This is a genomic window from Streptomyces sp. NPDC088246, assembly GCF_044741025.1.
GTDB lineage: Bacteria > Actinomycetota > Actinomycetes > Streptomycetales > Streptomycetaceae > Streptomyces.
This window is the reverse complement of record NZ_JBIURV010000063.1, coordinates 22,326-33,879: the sequence shown is the minus strand read 5'-3', so window position 1 is coordinate 33,879 and position 11,554 is coordinate 22,326. Positions and strand designations below refer to the sequence as shown.

Genomic DNA, 11,554 nt, shown 5'->3' with positions numbered 1-11,554 from the left:
CGGGGGGCGGGGCCGCTCGGTCCCCCCGCCCCCCACCCCCCGGCGCGGGGGGGGGGGGGCCCCCCCCCCCCCCCGCCCCCGGGGGGGGGGGGGGGGCCCCCCCCCCCGCGCCCCCCCCCACCCCTCTGCGCTTTCGTCACACCTGCTCCTGCTCCGCGGGCGGCAGCGGGGGAGTGGAAGTGGGCGGCGCCGACGGACCGATCTCGCACCAGACGGCTTTCCCTTCGCCGCGAGGCTCGATGCCCCAACGGGCGGCGATGGCATCCAGGAGCAGCAGGCCTCGCCCCGATGTCGCGGTCTCGCCCGGGCTGCGACGTCTCGGCCACATGCTTGAACGGTCCTGAACCGAGAGCCGTACCCGCCGGACGGGCTCAGGCAGTACCTCCAGAGTGAGTACCGCGCCACCTTCCGTGTGCAGAAGTACATTCACCAGCAGTTCCCCGGTCACCAGCTCGGCGTCGTCGGCGAATTCGGCCATGTCCCAGTCGGTCAGGGCCTGGCGCACGATGGTGCGGGCGTCGGACAGCCCCTCCGGGTCCGCCTGATGGATGTACTGGTGCAACCGCGGAGCCCGAGGCGACCCAGGGTCCGGGCTGCGCCGCAGTACCAGCAGGGCGACATCGTCCCCCGAACCCCAACGCTCCCACAGCCGGTCCGACAGATGATCGGCCAGCGCCTGAGCGCCCGCAGGGCCCGCGCTGACCTCGTTGATCAGAGCCTGCACGCCCGTATCGACATTGGCCCCCGGCTCTTCCACAAGTCCATCGGTGTACAGGACAAGGGTTTCGCCCGGCACCAGGTCGAGACGGGTCTCCGGAAACTCCTCGTCCTCGAAGTCGGTCGAAATGCCCAGGGGCAGACCGCCCCGCACCTGTGGGCTGCTGACCCGACCGTCCATGTGCCGGATCAGCGGTCCGAAGTGCCCGGCGCGCACCACACGCACGGTCCCCGAGGCGAGATCGACCTGGGCGTACGTGCACGTCGCGAAGCGTTCCGTGTCCAGTTCGGCGAGGAAGCGCGAGGCCCGGGCCAGCACCGTCGACGGATGGTGTCCCTCGCCGGCGTACGCGCGCAGGGCGATACGCAACTGGCCCATGATGGCGGCGGCATGCGTGTCATGGCCCTGCACGTCACCCACGACGATGCCGAAGCGGTTCATCGGCAGCGCGATCACGTCGTACCAGTCACCACCGACCTGGCGTCCGCTCCAGGCCGCGTGATAGCGCACGGCTATTTCGCCACCCTCGATCTCCTGGACCCGCCGCGGCAGCATGGCCGACTGGAGGCCCGTGGCGAATTCGCGCTCCTCGTCGAAGAGCTTCGCCCGCTGCAGGGACTGGGCCACGATGGCAGCCAGCCCCAGACACAGATTGCGTTCATCGGCATTGAAAGTCGTGTTTTCGCGGTAGAAGAGCGCCAGGGTGCCAAGGGAACGCGCCTGGGCGACGAGCGGCAGATAGGCGGCCGCCCGGAATGCCAGCCGCCCTGCGTAGGGAGTCAGCACGGGATAGCGGTGGATGAGTCCCGGGACCGAGGTCAGGAACCGGGGGCGGCCGCTGAGAATTGTGTCGGCCAGGGGGTACCTCTGGTCCAGACCCGTGGATCCGAGCTCGTCGATCGCCTCCAGTGGGTCGCCGCTCAGGGCGATGACGTTCAGTGTGGCGTTCTCGACCAGACCGAGCGCGAGGCCGTCCGCGCCGAGTCGGTCCAGCCCGCCCGGTCCGGTGAGCGCGGCGGTCACATCATCCACGGTCACCGCATGTGACAACGCGCTCGTCGTGCGTTCAACAATGCTGGTCTGGCGCTGCCGCCGTTTTTCCAGGTCCCGCACGAAGGCCGAATGAGTGACCTCCGCCGTCGCGTCCCGTACCACCCCGACGACTCGGTGCGCCCGGCCGTCGTCGCTGCGCAGTATCCGCGCCTGGATATGGGTCCACTGGTCCCTGCCGTCGTCGAGCGGTACCCGAAAGTGCACGCTGTACGAGCTGCGCCCACCCTTGATCGCCTCGTCGATTGCCAAATTGAGTCTGGTGCGCTCCGAAGGATCGAGCCTTTTCACCAGGGACTCGGGCCGTGAGTCGAAGGTCAGTGGGTCCAGCCCGAAGACCAGCAGGCCCGCTTCGTCGATGTCGAGCGTGTGGGCATCCATGTCCCACTCGAAACTGCCCGTCCGATTCATGGCAAGCCGCTGCGCCGTCGCGGTCTCGCCGTTGTGCGCCTTCTCGATCAGCAGGCGGGGCGGGACGGATGTGCTCGGTTGCCGGTCGTAATCGGTCATTCCTGCTCCGGATGTCTTCCGGCGGGGCAGCCGGGCGGCACGGCCCGTACGGGGTGTCTTAATTGTCGAACCGGTTCCGGCAGGCTGCCACAGCGGAAACCCGGCAAAAACCGGGCTGAGAGCCGTTCCGGGCAGCCTCCGCACCCCTGCTGCCCGAGCTCGAAACCCGCCCCGCAGAATGGCAGCGGAAGATCGTCCGCGATCGGCGGGCGATACGGCACAGGGGCTGACCGGAGCGCATTCATGAACCAAGACGATCCCGTCCTGCTGCACACCGAAGGACGCATCCGGCACATCACGCTCAACCGCCCGCGCGCCCTCAACGCGCTGAACCACGCCATGGTGGCGCGCATGGACGGAGCACTCGCCGAAGCCGAGCTCGACGACACCGTCACCGCGGTCCTGATCACCGGGGCGGGGGAGCGCGGCCTCTGTGCCGGCGGCGACATCCGCTCGATCCACGAGGACGCCCGCGCGGGCGGCGGCGCATCGATGGACTTCTGGCGTGACGAGTACCGGCTCAACGCCCGTATCGCCCGATTCCCCAAGCCGTATGTCGTGATCATGGACGGCATCGTGATGGGCGGCGGCGTCGGTGTCTCGGCCCACGGCGACATCCGGATCGTCACCGAACGCTCGCGCATCGCCATGCCCGAGACCGGCATCGGCTTCGTCCCCGATGTGGGCGGGACGTATCTGCTCGGTGCCGCGCCCGGTGAGCTCGGCACCCATCTGGCGCTCACCGCGGATGCGGTGGGCGCGGGTGATGCGCTGATGTGCGGGCTCGCCGACCACTTCGTACCGTCGCAGCGCCTCGCCGAGCTCACCAGGGCCCTCGCCGCCTGCGGTACGGCTGCCGAGATCGTGGAGACGGTGCGGAGGTTCGCCTCGCCCGCCCCGGGCGGCGAACTGGATGCGCACCGCGAGTGGATCGATTCGTGCTACCGGGCCGACTCCGTCGAGGAGATCCTCGACCGCCTCGACAACAGCGGTGTCCCCGCCGCCAAGCAGGCCGCCGAGACGATCCTGGCCAAGTCGCCCACCGCGCTCAAGGTGACACTCTCCGCCCTGCGCAGGGCCCGCAGGCTCGACAGCCTGGAGGCGGTGCTCGACCAGGAGTACCGGACTTCGTGCACCGCCTTCACCAGGCCCGACCTGGTGGAAGGCGTGCGTGCCCAGATCATTGACAAGGACCGTAGTCCCCGGTGGAGCCCGGCGGATCTGGCCGAGGTCTCCGAGGCCGACGTGGCGCTCTTCTTCGCCACACTGGGCGACCGAGAACTCGGCCTGGACTCCGGCTCCCGGACGACGGACTGATCTGACGAATACGGACTGAGGCAGGCCGACGCGGACGAAGACGGAACTGAGACGGACCGGGACTGCGGAGGCCGGTTCAGAGGTCGTTGGGGCCGGTGACGGTGCGGAACGGGATGCCGAGGAGGTCTGCCGCGGCCTTGAGGTCCTTGGCGCGGTGGCCGGTGCAGAGAGTCCAGTGGTGGCCGATGCCGGTCGAGGACCAGGCGTCGGTCCACTCTCCGGGGTCGAAGCCGAAGTCGACGCGGGAGGTGGTGTTGCCGATCTCCAGCAGGGGTCCCGGGACGACTTCGCCCTCGGAGGCGATGAACGCAAAGGTGCCGTCCGCCTCCTGACCGATACCGAACGTGGTGACCGGACCGTGTTTGACGTCGAACTCGACGCTGACGCCCCACCCGCGTTTGCCGTGGTACACGCCCAGCCCGCGCAGCAGCGGATCCTTGGCGCTGATCGCGAGGTGGGCGGGGCCGTCGTGGCCCATCTCGACGACCCGGTCGCGGAAGTTGAGGGCCTGGAGCTCGGTGAAGGAGCCGCCGGCGCCGATGGTGTCGGCGATCAGCATGGCGAGGCTGGTGCGCAACTCGTACTCACCGGCCATCGGGACGCCTCGGGCGGTCAGCAGCGACGCGCCGAGGATCATGCCCGCGCCGAGCCGCTCGTGGATCTCGCCCTCGAGTCCGCGGTGGTAGTAGGCGAGGCTGGCGAGCTCGAAGTCCTCGACGAGCCGGTCGAGTCCGACCGACACCCGGGCGGCCCAGGCGAGATCGTCCTCGTCGACGGAGTCGTCGAGGGTGAAGACCGTACGCGCGAGCGCAACGCGTTCGGCGGCCTCCTCGTCCGTCACGGCGGCGACCCGGACCCGCAGGTCGTCGAATTCGAGGACTTCGACGTGTCCGCCGAACTGGGTGGAGACCAGCGTCATGTCGGTGGAGACATCGAGCATCCCGGGGTAGAGATGGCCCATCAGCCCGTGCCGGCCGTGGCGCATCGCGCCGCGCACCTGCGCGGCCGAGATCCAGCGGCGGATCCGGTTCCAGGCGTTCTCGTCGTGCAGATGGCCGGAGACGGAGCGGAAGGGGATGCCGCTTCGCCGGAACACATTGGCGACCTCCGGCAGCGGGCACTGTCCGCAGTACGCCAGCCACTTGCCCGTGTCGGTGTTCGGGTGGTCCATCGCCTCGGTCGGCTGGAGGTCGATGACCAGCACCGGAGTGTGGGTGCGCTGGGCGATCGGCAGGACGATCGAGGCCGTGAGGTATGTCGTCAGGAACATCACGACGATGTCGCAGTCGGCCCTGCGCAGCTGTTCAGCCGCCTTGGCGGCCTCCTGCGGGTCGGAGATGAAGCCGGCGTCGGCGACCTCGCAGCCCATCTCCTCGAACCGCCCGGTCACGAAGCGCGCCGATTCCTGCAGATGGCCGAGGAGGCCGGGGAACTGCGGCCAGTACGCACCGAGTCCACCGGAGACCAGACCGACACGGGTGCGGCGACGCGTGGTGCGGGCGAGCACGCCGTCGAGCACGGCGGGAGATACATCAGCCATGAGTTTCCTTCCTTCGTCATCCATCGAGTAACCGGGCTTCCACGAAGGGGGGCCCGGGTTCCCGGTCGAGGTGTCCAGGACTCAGGCCGGCTCCAGCCTTGCGGCAGCCCGGTCCCAGGCCCCTTGATCTCCCTGAGGGGTGTAGTGGCGCAATTTCTGCGTCTGCGCGACGAGTCGTCGCATGTCCATGAGGTCGCCGACCAGGCCTTGGGCGCGTGCCTGCAGCAGTACGTTCCCGAGCGCGGTCGCCTCGGCGGGACCGGCCGTGACCGGGAGGCCGGTGGCATCCGCGGTCCACTGGCACAACAGCTCGTTGCGGGAACCCCCGCCGACGAGATGGATCCGGGTCAGCTCCCGCCCCGCAAGACGGGCGGCCTGTCGCAGCGTCCTGCGATGCGCCAGCGCCAGGCTCTCCAGCACACACCGCACATACCCGCCGGGAGTATCGGGCGGTCTCTGTCCGGTCCGTACGAGATGGGCGTCTATGCGCGACGGCATGTCACCCGGAGCGAGGAACGTCTCGTCGTCGGGGTCGATCAACGCGGCGAACGGCCGGGCACGGGCCGCCTCTGCGAGCAGTTCGGCCAGGCCCGGAGCCGTACCCTGCCGGTCCCAGGCACGGCGGCACTCCTCCAGCAGCCACATGCCCATGATGTTGCGGAGATAACGGATGGTGCCGTCCACCCCGCGCTCATTGGTGAAGTTTGCCGCCCGGGACTCCTCCGTCAGCACCGGGGCCGCCAGTTCCAGACCTGCCAACGACCAGGTGCCACAGGACACATACGCGAATCCGGGCTCGGCGGCGGGCACCGAGGCGACCGCCGACGCCGTGTCGTGCGAAGCGACGGTCGTCACCGGTGTACCGGCCGGCAGCCCGGTGTACTCGGCAACGTGCGGCAACAGTGTCCCCGCCGGGCTACCCGGCTCACGCAGCGGCGGAAACCAGGAACGCTCCAGACCCAGTCGGCCGATCAGCACGTCGGACCAGGTCCCGGCAGATGCATCGAACAGGCCGGTCGTCGATGCGTTGGTGATTTCCGCGCCCACCGTTCCGGTCAGCCAGTGCACCAGCAGATCGGGGATCAACAGCATCGTCCGTGCCGCACCCCAGTGGGCACTCGTATGATGCGCGGTGAGCTGGAACACCGTATTGAACGGCAGATGCTGCAAGCCGCTGACGGAGTACAGCCCCTGCTCCCCGCATTCGGCCAGCACTTGTTCGACTGCCTGGCCGTTACGGCTGTCGCGGTAGTGGAACGGCAGCCCGAGCAGTGCCCCGTCGGCATCGAGAAGGCCGTAGTCGACCGCCCAGGTATCGATGCCGACCGAGGCGATCGGACCGCTTCGCGCAGCGGCCCGCAGACCGTCCAGCATCCCTTGGTACAGGGCGAGCACGTCCCACCGCAGCCCGTCCGGCAGCCGGACCGGGGTATTGAGGAAGCGGTGCGCTTCGGTCAGCACGAGTTTCCCGGGACCGGCCCGGCCGGTGATCACCCGGCCGCTGGTGGCACCGAGATCCACGGCCGCGAAGGCCGCGTCGTTTGGTGACGTCACAGACATGGCACTCTCATCCGGGTCATCGCAGGAACGCCGCCGCCACACCGGCATCGACGGGAATGTGAAGACCGGTCGTGTGCGTGAGGTCCCCGCCGGTCAGTGCGAAGACTGCGTTCGCGACGTGCTCCGGGAGCACCTCGCGCTTGAGGAGGGTCCGCTGGGCGTAGAACTCGCCGAGTTTCTCCTCCTCGATGCCGTACGTTGCCGCACGCTGGGCACCCCAGCCGGCCGCGAAGATCCCCGAACCGCGCACCACACCGTCGGGGTTGATGCCGTTCACCCGGATCCCGTGCTCGCCCAACTCGGCCGCCAGCAGTCGCACCTGGTGAGCCTGATCGGCCTTGGTCGCCGAGTAGGCGATGTTGTTCGGGCCCGCGAACACCGCGTTCTTCGACGCGATGTAGACGATGTCGCCGCCGAGGTTCTGCGCCCGCATCACCCTGGCGGCCTCACGCGAGACCAGGAACGAGCCGCGCGCCATGATGTCGTGCTGAAGATCCCAGTCCCGGGCCGTGGTTTCGAGCAGCGGCTTAGAGATCGAGATCCCGGCATTGTTCACGACGAGATCCACACCGCCGAACGCGAGCACCGCCGCCTTGAGCGCCCCGGCGATCTGCTCCTCACTGGTCACGTCGACCGTCACCGCGACAGCCTTGTCGGGCCCGCCGAGCTCCTGCGCCACCGAGGAAGCGTTCTCCGCATTCAGGTCCGCGACGACGACACACGCCCCCTCCGCGACCAGCCGGTGCGCGATGGCCTTGCCGATACCGGACCCCGCACCCGTGACCAGCGCCACCCGGGTGGCCAATGGCTTGGGCTTCGGCATCCGGCGCAGCTTGGCCTCCTCCAGCTCCCAGTACTCGATCCGGAACCTCTCGGATTCCTCGATCGGCGCGTACGAGGAGACGGCCTCGGCGCCGCGCATCACATTGATGGCATTGAGGTAGAACTCCCCGGCGACCCGGGCAGTCTGCTTGTCCTTGCCGAAGGAGAACATGCCGACTCCGGGCACCAGTACGATTGCCGGGTCCGCGCCGCGCATCGCGGGGGAGTCGGGGCTTGCGTGACACTCGTAGTACGCGCGATACGCCTCCCGGTACTTCCTGTGCAGTTCCTTCAGGCGTGTCGCAGCCTCGTCCAGTGGGGAGTCCGCGGGCAGGTCGAGGACCAGTGGGCTGACCTTCGTACGAAGGAAATGGTCGGGGCACGAGGTACCGAGCGAGGCAAGCCGCGGGTGTTCGGTGCGGGAGAGGAAGTCCAGCACGGGCTCCGTGTCGGTGAAGTGGCCCACCTGCGGACGGTCGGTTGAGGCCAGACCGCGGATCAGCGGGGCGAGCGCGGCGGCTCGCTCCCGGCGCCGCTCCTCGGAGAAGGCCTCCCGGCCGGCCCACACGGGGCCGAACGGCTCCGCCTTGCCCTGCTCCTGAAGGAATGCCTCAGCGGTACGGATCATCCAGAGCGCGTTGTGCTCGCACTCCTCGGACGTCTCGCCCCAGGCCGTGATGCCATGGCCGCCGAGGATCACACCGACGGCCTGTGGGTTGGCCTCCTTGACCGCGGCGATGTCCAGACCGAGCTGGAACCCGGGCCTGCGCCAGCCCACCCAGGCCACCTTGTCGCCGAAACACTCCGCCGTGAGTTTCTCACCGTCGGCGGAGCACGCCAGCGCGATCCCCGAGTCCGGATGCAGATGATCGACATGCGCGGCCTCGACCAGTGCGTGCATCGCCGTGTCGATGGACGGAGCGGCGCCGCCCTTGCCGTGCAGGCAGTAGTCGAACGCCGACACCATCTCGTCCTCGCGCTCCAACCCCGGATACACGTTCTTGAGCGCGCGCACCCGGTCCAGGCGCAGCACGGCGAGACCGGCCTCGGTCAGCGTGCCGAGATCTCCACCGGACCCCTTGACCCACAGCAGCTCGGTCTCGCCGCCGGTGACCGGGTCGGGGGCGGTGGCCTTGACCGATGTATTGCCACCTGCGTAGTTGGTGTTGCGGGCGTCGGAGCCGATCCGGTGGGCGCGCTCCAGGAGTGCGGCGACTTCGGCGTGGGTCGCGGACGTCATGAGATTCCTTCGGTGTCGGGGGCCGGGCTGAATCGGTCGGACGGGCGTGCGGGGGAGGGGGCGGGGGCTCAGGCGCCCCAGCCGGCCTGTTCGCCACCGACCCGGGTGGCCGCGATCCGCTCCTGATTGCCCGAGGCCAGATATACGGCGAACGGATCCCTGGCCAGCCCGATCTCATCGCGCACCTCGGCGAGCAGCGGACGGACATCGGTGTTGTATGCGTCCATCAGGACACCGTTCGCGGCCAGCACATCGCCGGACTGCTGCGCGGCGCTCAGCGCGTCCATATCGATCAGCAATGCCTTGGCGGTGGCTTCCTGCACATTGGCGACCGACCGGATCACGGCAGGGATCTTCGCCTCGATGTTGTGGCACTGGTCGAGCATGAAGTTGATGTTCGTCTCGGGCTTCATACCCCCGTTCTTGACCACCTCGTGCATGATCCGGAACAACTGGAACGGGTCGGCGGCCCCGGCCATCAGATCGTCGTCGGCGTAGAACCGGGAGTTGAAGTCGAACGCGCCGAGCTTTCCCGCACGCAACAGGAACGCCACGATGAACTCGATGTTGGTACCCGGCGCGTGGTGCCCGGTGTCCACGACCACCTGAGCCTTCGGGCCGAGATTCAGGCAGTGCGCGTAGGCCGTACCCCAGTCCGGCACATCGGTCGTGTAGAACGCCGGCTCGAACAGCTTGTACTCCAGCAGCATCCGCTGGTCGTCGCCCAGCCGCTCGTACACCTCGGCCAGCGCCGCGGCGAGCCGGTCCTGACGGGCCACGATGTCGTCCTGCCCGGGATAGTTCGTGCCGTCGGAGAACCAGAGCTTGAGATCGGGGGACCCGGTCTCGTCCATGATGTCGACGCACTCCAGCAGATGGTCCGTGGCCTTGCGGCGCACCTTCGGGTCAGGGTGTGTGACCGATCCCAGCTTGAAGTCGTCGTCCTGGAAGACATTGGAGTTGATCGCACCGATCCGCAGCCCGAGATCCTCGGCATGCCGGGTCAGCGCTGAGTAGTCCTCGACCTTGTCCCACGGGATGTGCAACGAAACCTTCGGTGCCACACCCGTGAACGCGTTCACCTGCGCCGCGTCCTCCAGCTTCTCGAACGGGTCGCGCGGCACTCCTGGCTGTGCGAACACCTTGAACCGCGTCCCGGAGTTCCCGTACCCCCACGAGGGTGTCTCGATCACCTGGGACTTCAGAGCTGCCTTGACGGCCGACACATCAGACATGAATACCTCGCAAGCGGAGTCATCCAGCGACCGGTGGCCGTTCGGACGATATGAATCGTTTCAGCTGGACCGTACGCTAGGACTGCCACAAGCTTCCGGTCAAGCGGCTAGATGATTCTCTTCCTGGCTTGAATCAATTCACCCCATGGATGGGGTGGGCGCACTGGCGGAGAGGGCTGACTACGGGACGAGCGATTGGGTTCGGGCCGACAGGCATCGAGTGGGCTCGGGGTGCTCCTGAGAGCGCCCTGCCCGCTGACTCGTTCAGAGCATGGTGGCGCATCGGAGCGACGAGGTGAAGAGCGACGGCGCGGCGACGGACGGCTGTGACCGCCGACCGCCGGACGGGCCGCGACTTTTCGGTCCGGTCCGCCCGGCGATGGAGAACACCGCAACCGCGGTGCCGTTCAGCAGATCTGTTCAACGACCGCTGCCGGACATGCTCGGCTGAAGCGAGCGCACGAGATCGAAGAACCGGGACTCGTTGCCGCAGAGCCCCGCACGCTCCAGCGCGCCATCGGCCTCCGCGATCGGCGAGGCGAGCAATGGCATGTACAAGGGGCTCTCGTCAGGTTCCGCGAGCGCGGCCCGAGTGGCCTCCAGCAGTCGGACATACGCCTGGGCCGCGGCGAGTTCGTCGTTGCGCATCTCAGCATCTCCCGGTCAGAGGTGTCGGACCCACCAGCATCCCCCATGGGTCTGACAACGCACTCCCACAGCGGCGCGAGGCCGCCCACTAGCCGCCGTTCGGCCGTCGGGCACCGGTCGGTGGTTCGACCTCCAGGAATCTTCTGCGACGCGGTCCGCGGTACAGCAGCACCGTCCAGCCCAACTCCCGCAGCACAGCCGCGCACCGGGCCAGCTCGCCCTCCTCCGCATGGGCGGCCCCGCTGCCGGGCGGACCGAGCCACTCGACCCTCACGCTGCCCGGCGCCTCTCCCTGTTCCAGGCGGTACCCGGTCGCCGTACGCAGGCCGGAGTCGTCAACGGCCGAGGCGGCAAGGCCTGACGCCTCCAGCGCCAGGGCGATGGCCCGTATCGGCCGGTGGGTCTCCCACTGCGCGGGTACGCCCTCCGGGCTCGGCTGCCCGGTGTTCGTCAGCCGCCGGATCTGCAGCATCCCTTCGAACGCCGTTCGTACCGAGGCGTCACGCTTCCCGCCCGGTGCCGGGTTCCTCGGGCCGTCCCCGGTGGCCGGTTCGAACCCGGTCTCGTGCTCGGTGCCCATCAGCGTCCCCTTCGCCCGTGCCGTGCTGCTGCCAGTGTGCGTCGCCCCACTGACAACGGCTCGGGCGCGAGGCATCGACCGTCTTGACATCGCGCGCCTGCGCCCGTTTCTCCGGAGTCCTCTCGCGGATCGAGCGGACGACCGGGTCGCTGCTGGTGCACGGTGCATCCGGACTGGATACGGCCGAGTGCACGACGCCGGCCGACGGCGTGACTGCAGGAACGGCCCATGCCGTCCCCGGGGCGAACAGTGCACTTCCCGCCATGGTGAGCAGCGGGAGGAGAAGGGTGACGACGAGTCTGCGGATGAGCGGGCCCCGAGGGGACGCGGAGGA

8 protein-coding genes are annotated in these 11,554 nt (G+C 68.7%); 1 reads left to right on the top strand and 7 read right to left on the bottom strand.

Going from position 1 to position 11,554, the window contains the following annotated elements; all coding sequences use genetic code 11:
* Positions 1–136 precede the first annotated feature (136 nt).
* On the bottom strand, positions 137–2,278 hold the full coding sequence (locus ACIPEK_RS40725; protein WP_402007188.1) for a SpoIIE family protein phosphatase: 2,142 nt from the start codon (positions 2,276–2,278) through the stop codon (positions 137–139).
* A 243-nt stretch (positions 2,279–2,521) separates the two neighbouring features.
* Between ACIPEK_RS40725 and ACIPEK_RS40720 the strand changes: the two genes are divergently transcribed.
* Positions 2,522–3,595: an enoyl-CoA hydratase/isomerase family protein gene (locus ACIPEK_RS40720; protein ID WP_402007186.1), complete on the top strand. Its 1,074-nt coding sequence runs from the start codon at positions 2,522–2,524 to the stop codon at positions 3,593–3,595.
* Between the two features lie 76 nt (positions 3,596–3,671).
* Here ACIPEK_RS40720 and ACIPEK_RS40715 read toward each other — a convergent pair whose 3' ends face one another.
* The 6 genes from ACIPEK_RS40715 to ACIPEK_RS40690 all read right to left on the bottom strand — a co-directional run bounded on the left by ACIPEK_RS40715 (position 3,672) and on the right by ACIPEK_RS40690 (position 11,220).
* Complete coding sequence (locus ACIPEK_RS40715) at positions 3,672–5,135, bottom strand: arabinose isomerase (protein ID WP_402007184.1); 1,464 nt, start codon at positions 5,133–5,135, stop codon at positions 3,672–3,674.
* Positions 5,136–5,216: 81 nt separating this feature from the next.
* Positions 5,217–6,695: a rhamnulokinase family protein gene (locus tag ACIPEK_RS40710; RefSeq protein WP_402007182.1), complete on the bottom strand. Its 1,479-nt coding sequence runs from the start codon at positions 6,693–6,695 to the stop codon at positions 5,217–5,219.
* A 16-nt stretch (positions 6,696–6,711) separates the two neighbouring features.
* On the bottom strand, positions 6,712–8,757 hold the full coding sequence (locus ACIPEK_RS40705; protein WP_402007180.1) for a bifunctional aldolase/short-chain dehydrogenase: 2,046 nt from the start codon (positions 8,755–8,757) through the stop codon (positions 6,712–6,714).
* Between the two features lie 68 nt (positions 8,758–8,825).
* Positions 8,826–9,992 (bottom strand): L-rhamnose isomerase, encoded by a 1,167-nt coding sequence (rhaI, locus tag ACIPEK_RS40700; protein ID WP_402007178.1) that lies wholly within the window; start codon positions 9,990–9,992, stop codon positions 8,826–8,828.
* Between the two features lie 420 nt (positions 9,993–10,412).
* Positions 10,413–10,640 (bottom strand): hypothetical protein, encoded by a 228-nt coding sequence (locus tag ACIPEK_RS40695; RefSeq protein WP_327271052.1) that lies wholly within the window; start codon positions 10,638–10,640, stop codon positions 10,413–10,415.
* Between the two features lie 88 nt (positions 10,641–10,728).
* Positions 10,729–11,220, bottom strand: a complete 492-nt coding sequence (locus tag ACIPEK_RS40690; protein WP_402007176.1) for a hypothetical protein — start codon at positions 11,218–11,220, stop codon at positions 10,729–10,731.
* Positions 11,221–11,554: the final 334 nt, after the last annotated feature.